12 protein-coding genes are annotated in these 15,653 nt (G+C 65.2%); 2 read left to right on the forward strand and 10 right to left on the reverse strand.

Annotated features, from left to right (window positions below; all coding sequences use genetic code 11):
- Positions 1-2: 2 nt before the first annotated feature.
- Positions 3-3,053 (reverse strand): FAD-binding and (Fe-S)-binding domain-containing protein, encoded by a 3,051-nt coding sequence (locus AB4Y36_RS04350; RefSeq protein ID WP_368682396.1) that lies wholly within the window; start codon positions 3,051-3,053, stop codon positions 3-5.
- Positions 3,054-3,167: 114 nt separating this feature from the next.
- Here AB4Y36_RS04350 and AB4Y36_RS04355 point away from each other — a divergent pair, with 114 nt between their 5' ends.
- Positions 3,168-4,085, forward strand: a complete 918-nt coding sequence (locus tag AB4Y36_RS04355; protein WP_368682397.1) for a LysR substrate-binding domain-containing protein — start codon at positions 3,168-3,170, stop codon at positions 4,083-4,085.
- Positions 4,086-4,187: 102 nt separating this feature from the next.
- Here the strand turns inward: AB4Y36_RS04355 and AB4Y36_RS04360 are convergent, their stop codons facing one another.
- The 8 genes from AB4Y36_RS04360 to AB4Y36_RS04395 all read right to left on the reverse strand — a co-directional run bounded on the left by AB4Y36_RS04360 (position 4,188) and on the right by AB4Y36_RS04395 (position 13,754).
- Positions 4,188-5,534, reverse strand: coding sequence for an MFS transporter (locus tag AB4Y36_RS04360; protein WP_368682398.1), 1,347 nt, complete (start codon positions 5,532-5,534; stop codon positions 4,188-4,190).
- Between the two features lie 336 nt (positions 5,535-5,870).
- Positions 5,871-6,740 carry an alpha/beta fold hydrolase gene (locus AB4Y36_RS04365; RefSeq protein ID WP_368682399.1) on the reverse strand — a complete coding sequence of 290 codons (870 nt, stop codon included), beginning with the start codon at positions 6,738-6,740 and terminating at the stop codon, positions 5,871-5,873.
- A gap of 65 nt (positions 6,741-6,805) precedes the next feature.
- The gene (gene mhpT / locus AB4Y36_RS04370) at positions 6,806-8,053 is read right to left on the reverse strand and encodes a 3-(3-hydroxy-phenyl)propionate transporter MhpT (RefSeq protein WP_368682400.1); all 1,248 of its coding nucleotides are present in this window, start codon (positions 8,051-8,053) and stop codon (positions 6,806-6,808) included.
- Positions 8,054-8,147: 94 nt separating this feature from the next.
- Complete coding sequence (dmpG, locus tag AB4Y36_RS04375) at positions 8,148-9,173, reverse strand: 4-hydroxy-2-oxovalerate aldolase (protein ID WP_069261467.1); 1,026 nt, start codon at positions 9,171-9,173, stop codon at positions 8,148-8,150.
- 4 nt (positions 9,174-9,177) lie between these two features.
- Positions 9,178-10,125: an acetaldehyde dehydrogenase (acetylating) gene (locus AB4Y36_RS04380; RefSeq protein WP_368682401.1), complete on the reverse strand. Its 948-nt coding sequence runs from the start codon at positions 10,123-10,125 to the stop codon at positions 9,178-9,180.
- A gap of 13 nt (positions 10,126-10,138) precedes the next feature.
- Positions 10,139-10,927 (reverse strand): 2-keto-4-pentenoate hydratase, encoded by a 789-nt coding sequence (gene mhpD / locus AB4Y36_RS04385; RefSeq protein WP_069261469.1) that lies wholly within the window; start codon positions 10,925-10,927, stop codon positions 10,139-10,141.
- A 29-nt stretch (positions 10,928-10,956) separates the two neighbouring features.
- Positions 10,957-11,901 (reverse strand): 3-carboxyethylcatechol 2,3-dioxygenase, encoded by a 945-nt coding sequence (locus AB4Y36_RS04390; protein WP_069261470.1) that lies wholly within the window; start codon positions 11,899-11,901, stop codon positions 10,957-10,959.
- A 2-nt stretch (positions 11,902-11,903) separates the two neighbouring features.
- Positions 11,904-13,754 carry a bifunctional 3-(3-hydroxy-phenyl)propionate/3-hydroxycinnamic acid hydroxylase gene (locus AB4Y36_RS04395; protein ID WP_368682402.1) on the reverse strand — a complete coding sequence of 617 codons (1,851 nt, stop codon included), beginning with the start codon at positions 13,752-13,754 and terminating at the stop codon, positions 11,904-11,906.
- Between the two features lie 192 nt (positions 13,755-13,946).
- Here AB4Y36_RS04395 and AB4Y36_RS04400 point away from each other — a divergent pair, with 192 nt between their 5' ends.
- Entirely contained in the window at positions 13,947-14,750 is an 804-nt protein-coding gene (locus tag AB4Y36_RS04400) for a DNA-binding transcriptional regulator (RefSeq protein ID WP_069261472.1), read from the forward strand.
- On the opposite strand, the gene hcaR is transcribed toward AB4Y36_RS04400, so the two are convergent.
- On the reverse strand, positions 14,747-15,625 hold the full coding sequence (gene hcaR / locus AB4Y36_RS04405; RefSeq protein ID WP_368604976.1) for a DNA-binding transcriptional regulator HcaR: 879 nt from the start codon (positions 15,623-15,625) through the stop codon (positions 14,747-14,749). The genes AB4Y36_RS04400 and hcaR overlap by 4 nt on opposite strands.
- Between the last annotated feature and the right edge of the window lie 28 nt (positions 15,626-15,653).

A 15,653-nucleotide genomic window follows, 5' to 3' on the forward strand; every position in this document is an offset into this window, starting at 1 on the left:
GGTCAGCGAAGGGCGTCCAGCAGCGCCTGAATGGGGTGGCGCAGCTGGCGCCCGCGCAGGCGCTTCACCTGGCAGCGGCACGAATAACCCGTGGCGAGCAGCTCTTGCGCCCCCTGCGCCGACGTCAATGCCGCATCGACATGTCGCGCCCACGATTGCTCGAAGATCGTTTCCGAGGTCGCGCGATTGCGCACCTCGTGGCCGTACGTGCCCGACATGCCGCAGCAGCCGCTGGCCGGCGTCGCGAGCGCGAGGCCGGCCGCCGCGAAGACGTCTTTCCACTGGAGCGTAGCGGCGCTCGCGTTGGTGCGCTCAGTGCAATGCGGCAGCAGTCTGAACGAGCCGGACACTCGCGGCGTTGTGGCGCACGAGCGCAATGCGCCGATCAGCCATTCCTGCGGCAACTGAACGTCGGGCACAGTTTCGATGCCTTCCACCTTGCGGTACTCCTGGCGGTACACGAGCGTCATCGCCGGATCGATGCCCACCAGCGGCACACCCGATCTGGCAAGCGCGGTCAGTTGCGCCGCATTGCGCTGCGCTGCCCGGCGAAACTGCGGCAGAAACCCCTGCACGTGCAGCGGCTTGCCGTTCGGCAGATAAGGCGCGACGAAGACCTTGAACCCGAGCCGCGCGGCGAGTTCCAAAAACGCGGCGGCGACCGGCGTTTCAAAGTAGCGCGTGAACGCGTCCTGCACCACGATCACGCTGCGCTGGCGCTCGGCAACGGCGAGCTGCGAGAGGCGTTCGGGCGTTGCGATCTCCGCTCCCGAGCCGCGCAGAGCGGCACGCCATGACACCGGGCTCAACAACGGGCTATCGACAAGGCCAAGACAGCGCGCAAGCAACGACTTGACGGGACCCGCGCCCATCACCGCGTTGTAGACGGGTCTCGCTCCAGGCACCGCCGCTACGCGCGGCACCGTGAATTCGAGCGCGCCGATCAAATAGTCGCGCAGCGGCCGCAAATAGCGCGTGTGATACAGCTCCAGAAAGCGGGCGCGGAACTCGGGCACGCTCACTTTCACAGGGCACTGCCCCGCGCATGACTTGCACGAGAGGCAACCCGCCATGGCGTCATACACCTCATGCGAGAAGTCTTGCTCGCCCTTGCGTTTGCGCAGGCTATTGATCATGCGCACCGGCAACGCCGCCGCGGTTGGCACAGCCGTGAGATCCGCTCCGGCATCCTGTTGCCGACGCAGCCATTCACGCATCAGCGAAGCCCGGCCCTTCGGCGAATGCACGCGCTCGCGTGTGGCTTTCCACGACGGACACATGGCGTCGTTCGGGTCGAAGTTGTAGCAGGCGCCGTTACCGTTGCAGTGAACGGCGTCGGCATTGGCCTGCCAGACGCGCTCGTCTATGCGCCGGTCCAGTTCGCCGCGCAGCGTCGTCGCGTCGATCTTCAACAGCGCCGCACTCGCCCCCGCCGGCGTGGCGATCTTGCCGGGATTGAGCTGATTGTGCGTATCGAATGCCGCCTTGAGACGCTGCAGAGCAGGATACAAAGGCCCGAAATACTCCGGCACGTACTCCGAGCGCACGCCCTTGCCATGCTCGCCCCACAGCAGGCCGCCATACTTCATCGTCAAGGCGGTCACCGCATCCGAAATGGGGCGCACGAGTGCGACCTCGTCGGGATTGCGCATGTCGAGTGCAGGGCGCACATGGAGCACGCCGGCATCGACGTGGCCGAACATGCCGTAACGCAAACCAAAACCGTCTAGCAGTGCCCGAAACTCCGCAATGTAGTCGGCGAGATTTTCGGGCGGCACGGCCGTGTCTTCCACGAAGGGCTGCGGGCGGCTCGCGCCGCGGGCGTTGCCCAGCAGGCCCACCGCACGCTTGCGCATCGTATAGACGCGCTGGATCGCCGCCTCGCCCTCGGCGATCGTATGTCCCAGGCGCTTGACGCTCGCGTCGGCGCCCAGGTGCTCGGCGAACGCGGCCACGCGCGCGCGCAATTCGTCCACATCGTCGCCGCTGAATTCGACCATGTTGATACCGCTCGCCCCGCCTTCGACGCCTTCGTCGTCGGGGAAGAATTCGGCCACGCTTTGCCAGACGCTATCTTCGCGCGCCAGCCGCAGCACCGTGGAGTCCACGGTTTCGATCGAGAGCGGACGATGGGCCATCAACGCGCGTGCGTCGCGCAGGGCGTCCATGAAACTCTCGTAGCGGATATTGACGAGCGCGGCGTGCGTCGGAACCGGCAGCACGTTCAGCGTCGCCTCGACGATAAAGCCGAGCGTGCCCTCCGAGCCGCACAGCACGCTATTGATGTCGAAGCGCTCTTCGCCGTCACGCAAATGGGCGAGGTCGTAACCCGTCAGGCAGCGGTTCAGCTTGGGAAAGCGCTCGCGTATCAGGTCAGCTTCGCGCTCGCTGATGTCTCGCGCGGTGCGGAACACTTCGCCGACCTTGTCTTTGCGCGCACAGAGCGCCACGAGCGTGGCCTCATCGACCGGCGCGCTCGACAGGCGCTCACCGCCGACCAGGACCGTTTCCAGCGCGAGCACGTGGTCGCGCGTTTTCCCATAGGTGCAGCTGCCCTGCCCGCTCGCGTCCGTGCTGATCATGCCGCCGATGGTCGCGCGGTTCGACGTCGACAGTTCCGGCGCGAAAAAGAGTCCGTGCCGTTTCAGTTCGGCATTGAGCTGATCCTTGACGACACCCGCTTCCACTCTGGCCGTGCGCGCAACCGGATCGATGTCGAGGATCCGGTTCATATGGCGCGACATATCGACCACGATGCCTTCGGTCAGCGACTGCCCGTTCGTGCCCGTGCCGCCGCCGCGCGCCGCAACCGCCACGCCGCGAAACGCCTCGCGTCCGAGCAGGCTCGCGAGGCGTGCGACGTCATCCGCGTGGCGCGGAAACACCGCCGCTTGCGGATAACGCTGATAGATCGAATTGTCCGTGGCCAGCACCGTGCGCGTCGCGTGAGTCGCATCCACCTCGCCTTCGAAACCCGACCTCTCCAATTCATGCAAAAATCGATGGATCAGCGGATGGTTGAATTCGCCGATGGGAAGCGGGGCAATTGTCATATCGTTCTCGAAGTCTCGCCTTAGGCGCACTATTCCCTTTCTGGCAGGGATTGTCGCGCCCCGCCCCGGCACCGGGCAAACGTATATTCGTTGGGTTGATCATGAGGTTTATGAATGAATTTCCGCAAGCTCACGCCGTCCATGTCGCTGCTGCTCGCGTTCGAGGCATCCGCGCGGCATGAGAGCTTCACGCGTGCCGCCGAGGAGCTGTCGCTCACGCAAAGCGCCGTGAGCCGTCAGGTTCAGGCGCTCGAAGCGATGCTCGATCTTGCACTCTTCACGCGAGAGGGCAAGCGCATCATCCCGACGGACATCGGCCGCGCCTATATGGCCGAGATCTCGCACGCGCTCATGCTGATCCGCAGCGCGACGCTGCAGGCGCTCACCTCGAACGCGCCAAAAACGCAGCTGCGCGTCGCGACGCTGCCGACATTCGGCGCCAAGTGGCTGCTGCCGCGCCTGCACCGCTTCTATCAGGCGCACCCCGATCTGCAGATCGACCTCGACTCGCGCATCGAGGCCGCCGATTTTTCGACCCAGGACCTCGACGCTGCCATCGTGGTGGGCGACGGCCGCTGGCCAGGGGTGACGGCACACCGGCTCTATGCGGAAGAGCTGGTGCTGGTCGGCAACCCTGCCGCGTTGCCCCTCGCGCGAAAACCGAGGCGCAGGGCCGCCGCGCCAACCATCGAAACCCTCGAAGGACTCACGCTGCTGCGCGTGCGCAGCTTTCCCGACGCATGGCGCGAATGGTGCGCGCATTTCGGTTTGCCTCACGACGCGCTGCGGCCGGGCCCGAGTTTCGAACTGACCTCGCATTTGATCCAGGCAGTCGTGGCCGGTATCGGCGTAGGCCTCGTACCGCGCATGCTGGTGGAAGACGAATTGAAGGAAAACCGGCTTTTCAGCCCATTCGAAGCGGTGCCGAGCTCACGCTCGTATTACCTCGTCTACCCGGAGCGTGCTCAGCGCCACCCCGTGCTGGTGGCGTTTCGCGACTGGCTGCTGGAGGAGCTTTCCGGGCAGTCGTGACGTCAAGGTTGCATCGGGGCCGCTGCATACGCGTGCCGATGCTGCTGGGCGGACGCTCGGCCGGGCGCACCGCCGACGTTTTCAACGCGCAAGTGTATGAGTTCAGCGACCGGCCTTCACCGCCGGCACGCCCGCGACCAGCGCCGCGCCGCTCGCTACCAGCAACGCCGCGAGCAGATACAGCGCGTTATCCATGCTGCCCGTATGCGTCTTGATGAGCCCGATTGCCCACGGGCTCACGATGCCGCTCGTAATGCCGATACTGCTGATGAGCGCGATGCCCGCAGCGGCGGCCTTGCCCGTGAGATACGCCGAAGGTACCGCCCAGAAAATCGGCAACGCGGCAAAGATCAGCACCGCAGCGATCGAAAGAATCGCCATCATCGCCGCGAAGCTCGCGAGATGCAGCGTGAGCAGCGCCAAGGCAATGCCGCCGCCTATCGTGCAAGCCGCGAAGTGCCAGCGCCGTTCGCCACGCCGGTCCGAGCGGCGCGCGATCACCATGAGGCCCACCGCGCCCACCGCATTCGGAATGACGGTGTAGAGGCTGATCGCCAGCACGTCATGCACCCCGAAGTCGCGAATCATGAGCGGCATCCAGAAGTTCAGCGTGAGCGACGCACAGGTCAGCGAGAAGTAGATAAACGCGAACAGATACACGCGCGGGTTGCGCAGCGCCGCCCCGAACGAACGCGTGGAATGCGCGTGATCGCCTTCGCCGTCGCGTTGCGCGAGGAGGTGGGCCTTTTCCGCATCGGTCAGCCAGCGCGCCTTCTCGGGCCCGTCCACGAGCCAGAACGCAGCCATGAGGCCGAGCAGCACGGCCGGCAGCCCTTCGATCAGGAACATCCAGCGCCAGCCGGCAAGGCCCGCCACGCCGGCCATGTCGCGCATGATCCAGCCCGAGATGAGGCCGCCCAGCACGCCCGCCACCGCCACGCCCGCGAAGAAGATCGAGAACACGGCCGCGCGGCGCCGCGCCGGATACCAGTACGTGAGATAGAGCACGATGCCGGGAAAGAAGCCCGCCTCGAATACCCCCAGCAAAAAGCGCAGCGCATAGAACTGCGCGGGGCTCGACACGAACATCATGCTGGTGGAGGCAATGCCCCACAGCAGCATGATGCGCATGAACGTGCGACGCGCGCCGAAGCGCGCAAGCAGCATGTTGCTCGGCACTTCGCACAGCACGTAGCCCACGTAGAACACGGCGGCGCCGAGGCCGTACATCGCGTCGCTGAACCCCAGGTCATGCTTCATCTGCAACTGCGCGAAGCCGATGTTGATGCGGTCGAGGAACGAGACGACGTAGCAAACGAACAGGAACGGAATGACGCGCGCGGAGACCTTGCGATAGAGCGCGTCTTCTTGCTGCGAGGAATGCTGCGCGGACGTAGCGTACGCGCGCGCGGCTTCGGACCGCCGGTCCGGGGCAATCGATTGGGGCATCTGCCTGTCTCCAAACATGACTCCGGTTCACCTGGGCGGGCCCGGGCAGACCGTCGATGCGCGGCGTCTTGCGCGCCTTGCGCGGCTCGCCCGGACACGTGGTTCGCGAATTTCCAGGCAGTGACGCCGATCATAGGTGGGGCAGGTTTAATTTGTCAATGGCGAATCGGTTCGTTTTACGCTAATGCGGGTTTGTCTTTACATGACACGGTTGATGGCGCATCGGCTCACGCTTTCGTCACACAAAAGCCGGTTCGAAACGCAATGTGCGCGCGCCAATAAAAAAGCGGCCCACCGCGAGGTGTGCCGCTTCGTTACCGTGAGGGCTTTTGTGACTTAGTGCTTCAGGAAATCGATCACCATGCGGTTAAAGGCTTCCGCGTGCTCCCATTGCGCCCAGTGGCCGCACCGATTGAACACGTGCAGTTGCGCGTTCTGCATGCCCGCCAGCAGGCGCAAGCCGATGTCCATCGGCACGAAGCGGTCGTCGCGGCCCCAGATGACGAGCGTGGGCGCGGCGATTTCGCCAAGGCGCGGGCCGTAGTCACTGAACTGCTTCGGGAAGGCCGCGAGGCTCTTTACGAAGTTTTCCAGGTGGTCGCGGCGCGCGAGCATGTTGTCGAGGCGCGTTTGCATCAGCTCGTCGGTGAGCGCGCTCGCGTCGTACACGAACACGTTCATCATGCGCTTGAGGTTCTCGATCGTCGGATCGCGATAGAGACCTTGCAGCAGCTTGATGCCTTCGGTGGGCATCGGCATGAAGCTGCTCGGGCCGCCGGTGCCGCCGCCCATCAGCACGAGCTTGCCCACGCGTTGCGGGTTCGCCAGTGCGAACGCAACGGCGCTATGGCCGCCCATCGAATTGCCGAGAATATGCACGCGTTCGATGTCGAGCACATCGAGCAGGCCCTTGAGCACGCGGCCGTTCAGGTCCGAGCGCGAGCTCGTGCAGACGATCGGGTCGCTCTTGCTCCAGCCCGGGCAGTCCATCAGGATCACGCGGTAGCCGGCCGCGACGAGCGGTTCGACGTTGCGGTTGAAGTTGGCCCAGCCGCTCGCGCCCGGACCCGAGCCGTGCAGCATCACGACGGTTTCGGCGCCAGCGCCTGCGTCGTTGTAGTGAATCTGGAACTCGACCTCGCCGTCCTTCACGCGCGCGAACTTGCTCGTCGAGGCTTCGGTGATTGCTTGTGCCGTATCCGTCATGATGACCATCCTTTAAAACGTATTAACCCATGCGGAAGAAGGCGCATGCCTTCTCCCCTTCACATTCATGCGCCCTGTGCGCCCAACGCGCTGCGCTGCCTGAAAGCACCCACCACGCTGAGCGCGGCAAGCGCCGCGATCAGGACGAGCGGAATGCTCGAGCCCACCAGCATCGACGGGCTCTGGCCGAGTGCAAACAGCTGACCCGCCACGAGCGGCCCGAGAATCGACCCCAGACGCCCCACGGCCACTGCCGCGCCCACACCCGTGCCGCGCACTTCAGTGGGGTACGCATGGCCCGCGAGTGCGTACAGCACCGACTGGCCGCCCACGATAAAGAAGCCGCACAGCAGGCCGCCTACGGCCGTCGAGCTTGCGCCGCCCGCGCTTGCGAGCACCGTGAGCGCCACCACGATGCCCATGTACATGCCGATCACCGTGCCGCGGCGGCCGAAGCGATCCATGATCGTTGCGATCGCAACGGCGCCGATGCCGCCGCCGATGTTGAACAGCATCAGCACGAGATTCGACTGCACGCGCGTGAGGCCGCGTGCGAGCACCATCGAGGGCAGCCAGTTCATCAGGAAGTACAGCACGATCAAGGTGCCGAGGTAGCTGATCCACAGCGCGATGGTGGTACGCGCGCGGCCTTCTTGCCAGAGCGCTTGGGACACGCTCGGCGCGCCTTCCTGCACGACCTTCGAAGCCTGCGCGGCGACGAACTGCTGCGACTCGCGCAGGAACAGGCCAAGCAGCGGCACCATCACGATCGGGCCGAGACCGCCAACGTAGAACACGTGGCGCCAGCTTGCGTCGCCCGTGCCGAGCATGCCGATGACGGCGGCAATCGCCGCGCCGAATGGCATGCCGCAGTACATCGCGCCCACTGCCGTGCTGCGCTGCTGCTCACCCGCCGCCTCCGAGCACAGCGCGATCAGGTTCGGCATGGCCGCACCGAGACCGAGACCCGTGAGCAGACGCGCGACGAGCAGGCTCTCGAAATTCCACACCATGGTCGTGGCGAGCGAGAAAAGCCCGAACAGCGCCACCGACCACATGAGCACGCGCTTGCGGCCAAAGCGATCGGCAAGCCGCCCGCCCAGCGCCGCGCCCGGCAGCAGGCCGATCGCGCCCGCGCTGAACGCCCAGCCCATTTGCGCGACGGCGAGATGAAACTCTTTCGCCATGCGCGGCCCTGCTACGCCCGCCGATTGCAGATCCAACCCTTCGAGCAGCGCAATCGCCAGACACAGGGCGATGGTTGCCTTGCCGCTCGTTCCACTTCCTCCAGCACTACTGTTTCGCGACGTCATAAAAAGTCTCCATAGGTATATGCGAGCCGCTCTTACCGGCGGCTATAAGTGGCAACGCCGCGCACCACCCGAAGGCGATGCGCGGCGTGCTTGATCAGGACTGCAATGCTTGCTGGCGCTTCTTCAGATCGAGCGCCACGTCGACGATCATGTCTTCCTGGCCGCCCACCATCCGGCGCTTGCCCAGTTCGACGAGAATATCCACCGTCTTCAGGTCGTACTTCTTCGCGGCCACTTCCGAGTGGCGCAGGAAGCTCGAATACACGCCTGCATAGCCGAGCGCGAGCGTTTCGCGGTCCACGCGAACCGGGCGGTCCTGCAGCGGGCGCACGATGTCGTCGGCGGCATCCATCAGCGTGTAGAGGTCGGTGCCGTGGTTCCAGCCCATGCGTTCCGCAGCGCCAATGAACACTTCGAGCGGCGCGTTGCCTGCACCTGCGCCCATGCCCGCGAGCGAGGCATCGACGCGGTCGCAGCCTTCCTCCACCGCCACGATCGAGTTCGCCACGCCCAGCGAGAGATTGTGGTGCGCGTGCATGCCCGTCTGCGTTTCGGGTTTGAGCACGGCCTTCACTGCGCGGAAACGGTCTCGCACGTCGTTCATCGTGAGTGCGCCGCCCGAATCCACCACGTAGATGCAGGTCGCGCCGTAGCTTTCCATCTTCTTCGCTTCGACGGCGAGGTTTTCCGGCGTAGTCATATGGCTCATCATCAGGAAGCCAACCGTGTCCATTCCCAGTTCGCGTGCGTATTCGATGTGCTGCTTCGAAATGTCGGCTTCCGTGCAGTGCGTGGCCACGCGCACGATGCGCGCTCCCGCGTTGTACGCGGCCTTCAGGTCGTGAATCGTGCCGATGCCGGGCAGGAGCAGCGTGGCGATCTGCGCGTGCGTGACGACGTCGGCCACCGCCTCGATCCATTCCAGGTCGCTGTGCGCGCCGAAGCCGTAGTTGAAGCTGGAGCCTTGCAGGCCGTCGCCGTGCGCGACTTCGATGCTGTCCACTTTCGCCTTGTCCAGCGCGCGGGCGATGTCCTGCACGTTCTGGATCGAGTACTGATGGCGGATGGCGTGGCTACCGTCGCGCAGCGTCACGTCGGAGATATAGAGTTTCTTGCTCACGGTCTTATCCCTCCACGCTCAGAAGCGTCTGCGCCATGCGTTCGGCGGTGGCGAGCGCGGCGGAAGTCATGATGTCGAGATTGCCTGCGTAAGCGGGCAGATAGTGCGCGGCGCCTTCCACTTCGAGGAACACCGAGGTCTTCAGACCGCTGAACTTGCCAAGGCCCGGAATATTCAGGGGCGCGTTCGCGGGAATCTCGTCGAACTGCACCTTCTGCTTCAGGCGATAGCCCGGCACGTAGGCGTGCACCTTCGCGGCCATCTCCTCGATGGACTGCTCGACCTTCTCGCGGTCGGCCGCCTCAGAAAGCGTATAAACCGTGTCGCGCATCATGACGGGCGGCTCGGCCGGATTCAGCACGATGATGGCCTTGCCCTTCGCCGCGCCCCCAACCACTTCGATCGCCTTCGACGTCGTCTCGGTGAATTCGTCGATGTTGGCCCGCGTGCCAGGGCCCGCCGACTTGCTGCTGATCGAGGCGACGATTTCCGCGTAGTGGACCTTCGCGACGCGCGACACGGCCGCAACCATCGGAATCGTGGCCTGGCCGCCGCACGTCACCATGTTGACGTTCGTCGCTTCGATGTGTGCGTCGAGGTTCACGACCGGCACGCAGTACGGGCCAATGGCTGCGGGCGTCAGGTCGATGATGCGGATCGACGGCTTGAGCGTGCGCAGCAGCGCGTCGTTCTTCACATGCGCGCCGGCGGAAGTCGCATCGAACACGAAGCAGATGTCGTTGAACACCGGCAGGCGCGTAAGGCCTTCGACACCTTCATGCGTGGTCGCGACGCCAAGCCGCGCGGCGCGCGCGAGACCATCGGAGTTCGGGTCGATGCCGACCATCGCCGCCATCTCCAGATGCTTGCTGTTGCGCATGATCTTGATCATCAGATCCGTGCCTATGTTGCCGGAGCCGATGATCGCAACCTTGAGTTTTTCGGAAGCCATATGAATTCCTGTATCAGGCGGAAAAAGTCGCGCGAACGCTGCCGAGGCCTTCGATCTGCGCGGTGTACGTGCCGGGTTCCTTCACGGCGACCATGGGTCCGAGTGCACCCGTAAGCACCACGTCGCCCGCACGCAGCGGCGTGCCGAGCTGCACCATGCGGTCGGCGAGCCACACGGCGGCGTTGAGCGGGTTGCCGAGACAGGCGGCGCCGTTGCCGCGCGAGAGCACTTCGCCGTCGCGCGAGAGTTCCATCGCGCACCCTGTCAAGTCGATCTGCGAGAGCGGCACCGGGCGGCTGCCCACCACGAAGCGCGCGCTCGAGGCGTTGTCGGCCACCGTATCGACGAAGCGGATGTCCCAGTTCTGGATGCGGCTGTCCACCACCTCGATGGCTGCGAGCGCATAGGCGCTGGCGCGCAGGATATCGACGAAGGTGTGCTTTTCGAACGTGAGGTCGTGCTCCAGCACGAGCGCGATTTCCGCTTCCACCTTCGGCTGGATCAGTTGCGAGAGTGGAATCGCTTGCGCGTCGCCGTAAGCCATCGACGCGAACAGCGCGCCGAAGTCAGGCTGATCGACACCCAGCTGCTTTTGCACCGCAAGCGACGTGAGACCGATCTTGCGGCCCACGATGCGCTCGCCGGTCGCCACGCGCAGATCGACGTTGGCTTGCTGGACGGCGTAGGCGGTGGCGATATCGTCCAGGGCGATCTCGCCGCGCACCGGCTCGATCACCTTGCGCGAGGCTTCGGCTTCGTAGAGGCGCGCGGCCAGGGCCGCGACGAGTTTCGGTTCTGACATGTTGATTCTCCGGAGTCCGTACTGTCCTATCAAGCCGCGTCGGGCGTGGCATGCATGGTGGCGAAACCCGCAATCCACTCGGGAATTTCGCGGTAGTAGTCGAGCGAAGCGCGATACGGGCCGTAAGCGGCCAGCACGCCGAATGCCGCGACCCATGTGCGAATCTCGTGCGCCGACTTGCCGCCGTCACGCGTGATAGCCGCGTTCGTCATGCCGTCCACGGAAGTCAACTCGCCCGATGCAAGGCGCGCGAGGAACGCGCGGTCCCATTCGGGATTGAGCGGATGCAGATGGCTGTCGCCCGCCGTGAACGATTTCGCCGCGGCAACGGTGCGCGCCTGACGTGCCGCGCGCGAATCCGCCGAGGGATTGCGGCCCGCGATCAAACGTTCGGCCACTTCCGGCGTCGCGCCGAACAGCTCCGGCACCGGCGGCTCGTGCGAAATGCCGCCCGAGCCCACGACGAGCACGCGCGTGTCGCTTCGCGAGAAGAAGCGGCCAATCGCGTCGCCGAGCAGTCGCGCGCGGCGCAGCGTCGCCATGGGCGGCGCCACGGAGTTGATGAACACCGGAATCACCGGATAACGGTCGAGAGCGCCCGTGAGCACTTCCAGCGCCTGCGCGCAGCCGTGATCGACCTGCATGCGGTACGAGAGCGCCACGTCGATATCGGCGGCGAGCACGCTTTCGGCGAGCTTGTGCGCAAGCGCTTCGGGCACCGGCAGCGTACCGGCCATGCTCTTGAAGTCGCCGATCGCATCCGCGCGCGCGCCGATGCAGAACGGCGGCATCACGTCGTAGAAGAAACCGTTGAAGTGATCCGGTGCGAACGCAACGATCACGTCCGGGTTGAAGGCTTCCACGCGTTCGCGCGCGGCGCGGCCGACCCGTTCGACTTCCGCCACCACGTCAGGCAGCGGATCAAAATAGCCATGCAACGGCGTATGCGACAGACATTCGAGATGAATCGGCATGCTCATGCTCCTGCTGTGCGCGCAACGGCCACGCCGCGCACGGGACGGTTTTGCGGGGCAGCGGCGCTCGCCCCATGCAAGGCGGCTTCGGCCATGCCGAGCTTGCCCGCGAGTTCGACGATCGCGTCCGAGACCTGCTGCGGTGTGCAGACGCCCGCGACGAAGCGGTCCGGGCGCAACAGCACGACAGATTCGGGCAGACGGCTGAACCACTCTTTGAGGCGGCCCTGCACGTCGCCGAGCGCGAGCACGCCCTCGGGCACGTCGTCGGCGTATTCGAGCTGCACGTCGGGCTTCGCGAAGATGAAGCGTGCGCCCAGGCGCTCCCACAATGCGCGGGCTTGCGGCGTGAGGCCGAAGGTCGGGTCCGCGCCCCAGGCCAGCACGGCGAAGCCGTTGCCGATCGCGTCGTCGAGGCGCACCACGCGGCCATCGGCAAGACGCACGCGCGGCTGGATGAACATGCGGCCCACGGGCGACGCCGCGAGCGGATCGCGGCCATACGCGAGGCGGCCGATCAGCGAGTCGCGCTTCTGACTCATCAGGCCGAGCAGGCGGCCCGGCGCCGAGTTGCCCGAGCGCTCCAGCAGGCTGGCGAACCAGCCGCCCGTCTTTTGCGGCGGCGGCAGCAGCACGATGCCCGCTTCGTAGCGCGGCATCGGCTTGAAGCGCATTTCCACGAAGTAACGCTTCACCGAAGGGAACACATTCATGTAGCGCACGAACGTGTCGCGAAAGCGCGCGCCAAAGCGCGTGGTGGGGGCGAAGATATCGCCCGCCACTTCGGAGAGGTGGATCATCGAGCGCGCGTGGGCGCGACGCTCCACCGTATAGCTGTCGAGCAGGCGCCCATCAGCCTGGCCCTTCGCGACCATCGCGAGCTTCCAGCCCAGGTTGTTCGCGTCGCGAATGCCGCTGTTGTAACCTTGGCCCTGCCACACCGGCATGATGTGCGCCGCGTCGCCCGCGAGCAGCACGCGGTCCACGCGGAACGTTTCGGCGAGACGCGCGTTGTGCGTGTACACACGCTTGCGGATGTAGTCGACCTTGTCGGGGTCCGCCACCACCTTGCGGATCAGCGCGGCCATGTTCTCGGGCTTCGAGAGTTCTTCTTCCGTCTCGCCCGGCATCACCATGAATTCGAAGCGGCGAATGCCGTGCGGCAGCGCAGCCGACACATACGGGCGCTGATGATCGCAATGCATATAGATATGCGGCGAGCCGATGGGGTCGTTGCGCACGTCCACCACGATCCATTGATTCGGCTTCGTCCGGCCTTCGAAAGGCACGTTCAGCGCGCGACGCACGAAGCTGTTGCCGCCGTCCGCGCCCACCAGGTACGCTGCGCGGATCGTGCGGCGCTCGCCGTTCGCGTCGCTCACGTCGATCGTCACGCCCTGCGTGTCCTGCTCGAATGCGTTGACCGTGTGGCCGAACAACACATCCACGTGCTCGAAGCGCGCGAGCCCTTCATACAGCACGCGATCGGCGAGCGGCTGAATGAACGCGTTGCGGCGCGGCCAGCCGAATTCGTCGGTGCGCGGCTCGATCGAGGCGAAGCAATGGCCGTCTTTCGTGACGAAGCGCATCCAGTGGTCGGGCGTGGTATGCGGCAGCAGCGCATCGGCAAGACCAATGGACTGGAACACGCGCAATGCTTCGTCATCCAGACCAATGGCGCGCGGGTAGTCGATGATCTGGTCGAGCTTCTCGACGAGCGTGACACGCACGCCTTGCAGGCCGAGAATATTGGCGATCATGAGGCCGACCGGACCCGCGCCGATGATGGCGACGTCGGTGGCAATCTGGCGAGGGCGGACGGTATCCGCCTCCTGGGCGAGGGGGGTGTTCATGTGTCTCCTTCTCGCGCGGCTTATGGAGCCGCTGCGGATGCTGACAGGTGGTGCCTGAAAACGGATCACCCGGGTGGACGTTTTGTCACAGTGTGGTGAATGGAAGCGAGTCTAGGTTCCGCCCGATGCGCGCTCAACATTTTTAGAGAAATGTGCATAGAATGCACACACTTGATTTTTAAGGCGTTTTTGATGACGAAGTATGCAAACGTGCGGGGACTGGCGCGCGGCCTGCAGGTCCTCCAGGCGCTCAACGCCATGGAGAACGGGCGCGCCACGAGCCAGCAGTTGAGCGAGGCAACGGGCCTGCATCGCACGACGGTGAGGCGCCTGCTGGAAACCCTGGTAGAGGAAAAGTTCGTGCGCCGCAGCGCTTCCGACGACAGCTTTCGTCTGACGATGAACGTGCGCGGCCTGAGCGAAGGCTTCACCGACGACGAGCTGATCGCGACCATCGCGCCGCCGATCATGGCGCAAATGCTCCAGCGCACCGTGTGGCCATCGGATCTCACGACGCCCGACGGCGACTCCATGGTGATCCGCGAGACCACGCACCGCTTCAGCCCGCTTTCGTTTCACCGCGCGATGGTGGGCCGCCGCCTGCCGATCCTGCTCACGGCGGCTGGCCGCGTGTACTTTGCGATGTGTCCCGAGGCCGAGCGCGAGGACATTCTCGAACTGTTACGCGCGGGGGCGGGCGGCGAGCAGCAGCAAAAACTCGCCGGCGACGCGGCCTATATCCGCAATCTCGTGCGCCAGACGCGCGCCGACGGCTTCGGCTCGAACCACGGCGACTGGGCCGACCAGCGCAAGATCGGTGCGCTCGCAACGGCCATCGAGGCGCACGGGCGCGTGCTCGCGAGCCTGAACGTGATCTACCTCGAGCAGGCCATCAATCCGGCAGAGGCCGTGCGCCGCTTCGTGCCCGAGTTGCAGCGCGCCGCGCAGGAAATGGTGACGGCGCTCGAGGCGCAGGAGGACCACACGAAGCGTTAAGCTTCGTTCTCGCGCACGAGTTCGAATAGCGCTTCAAGCTCCGCAGCATGCGGTTCTTTGCGTGACACCATCAGCAAGTCAATGGTGGGCGGCTCGCCTTCCAGCGGGCGCGTGCAGATCGCGCTGCTCGTAAGCGACGAGACATACGCAGGCAGGAGCGCATAGCCGAGCCCCATCCCCACGAGATTCAGATTGAGCAGAATATTGGTCGCGACCTGAGCCACCTTGCGCTCGATTCCGTGCGCCTCGCAATACGCCTCGACCACGCTGTGCACCTGCCCCGAGAACTGCGGATGCGTGCTGATGAACGGCTCGCCGCTCAGCTGCGCCGGTGCGATGCGCGCTTGCTTCGCGAGCGGATGGCCGCTCGGCAGCACCACCACGAGCGGCTCGGTGAGCACGACTTCGCTGCGCAATTCAGGCGACAAAACGGGCCGCCGCATGAACGCCACGTCGATATCGCCGCGCAGCAGCGCGTCTTCCTGCTCGGCCGTCGGCAGGCTGCGCAACTCGACATTGACCTCGGGAAAGCGCAATCGCAAACGCGGCAAAATCACCGGGAAAACCCGGATCTCCGCGGCGGGCACGAAACCGATCGTCACCGTCGCGCGCCCCTGCCCCACCTGGCGTGCACGCGCCACTGCCCGGTCGGCCTGCGCCACCACGAGACGCGCCTCGGCGAGAAACACCTTGCCCGCGTCGGTCAATTCCACCTTGCGGCGCGTGCGCTCGAAGAGCGGCGTGCCCACTTCGTCTTCCAGATTGCGGATCTGCTGGCTCAGCGATGGCTGCGCCGTATGCAGGCGCTGCGCCGCGCGCGTGAAGCTCAGCTCGTCGGCAACGGCAATGAAGTAGCGCAGGTGTCTCAGTTCCATGCTCGATTTATCGTTTTGAAGTCTTAGT

This window comes from Paraburkholderia sp. BR10936 (assembly GCF_040965735.1).
GTDB lineage: Bacteria > Pseudomonadota > Gammaproteobacteria > Burkholderiales > Burkholderiaceae > Paraburkholderia > Paraburkholderia nodosa_A.